A 714-nucleotide genomic window follows, 5' to 3' on the forward strand; every position below is an offset into this window, starting at 1 on the left:
GATGGCGGCAGCGGTTGGCGTTCGGCGCGACTACACACCGGCGGATTTGCGTCGATGTGCCAGACGAAGTGGTGATGCGGATCAGGTCCGACGCCTATTGGCGGTAGCGCTGATCCTGGTCGGCGGGAGCCGAAGTGACGCGGCGAAACTTGCCGGCGTGACGCTTCAGATCGTGCGCGACTGGGTCTTGCGGTTCAACGAGAGCGGCCCCGATGGTCTGGCAACACGCAAAGCGCCGGGGCGGGCCTCGATTCCTGAACGATGAGCAGCGCGCCCGGCTTGCGGCGGTTGTCGAGGCGGGACCGATCCCTGCGGCGCATGGCGTGGTGCGTTGGCGGCTTGCCGATCTGGCGCAGTGGATCTGGGATGAGTTCGCGCTCTCCGTCACGCGCCACACTCTCGGGCGCGAGCTTCGCGCTATGGGCTATCGCAAGCTTTCGGCGCGGCCCCGCCACCATGGCCAGAAGCCAGATGATATTGTCGATTTTAAAAAAGCTTTGCCGCCCGTCTGGCGCAAATCAAGCGGCGGCTACCGAAAGATACGCCAATAGAGCTGTGGTGGCAGGACGAGGCCCGCGTCGGCCAGCAGACCAAGCTCACCCGGCGTTGGGCCAGGCGCGGCACACGCCCCTCAGCGCCCAAGGATCAGCGCCGCTCCTCAGCATGGATCTTCGGCGCAATCTCCCCGCTGAAGGCAAAGCTGCGGGCATCGTC

Annotated in this window: 3 protein-coding genes; all 3 read left to right on the top strand. The window is 65.5% G+C overall.

The features are described from left to right. Position 1 precedes the first annotated feature (1 nt). The gene (locus tag EWE75_RS26405; protein WP_130160653.1) at positions 2-265 is read left to right on the top strand and encodes a helix-turn-helix domain-containing protein; all 264 of its coding nucleotides are present in this window, start codon (positions 2-4) and stop codon (positions 263-265) included. Further along, positions 213-551: a winged helix-turn-helix domain-containing protein gene (locus EWE75_RS24770; RefSeq protein WP_130160654.1), complete on the top strand. Its 339-nt coding sequence runs from the start codon at positions 213-215 to the stop codon at positions 549-551. Before EWE75_RS26405 ends, EWE75_RS24770 begins: the two co-directional genes overlap by 53 nt. A 2-nt stretch (positions 552-553) precedes the next feature. Next, positions 554-714 (top strand): transposase (locus tag EWE75_RS26410; RefSeq protein ID WP_427915826.1); only part of this gene is annotated, 161 nt, incomplete at its 3' end.

The sequence above is a fragment of the Sphingomonas populi genome, from assembly GCF_004208535.1.
Taxonomy (GTDB): Bacteria; Pseudomonadota; Alphaproteobacteria; order Sphingomonadales; family Sphingomonadaceae; genus Sphingomonas; species Sphingomonas populi.

Coding starts and splice junctions, on each gene's coding strand:
- EWE75_RS26405 (WP_130160653.1), top strand. CDS start 2: ATGGCGGCAGCGGTTGGCGTTCGGCGCGACTACACACCGGCGGATTTG.
- EWE75_RS24770 (WP_130160654.1), top strand. CDS start 213: ATGGTCTGGCAACACGCAAAGCGCCGGGGCGGGCCTCGATTCCTGAAC.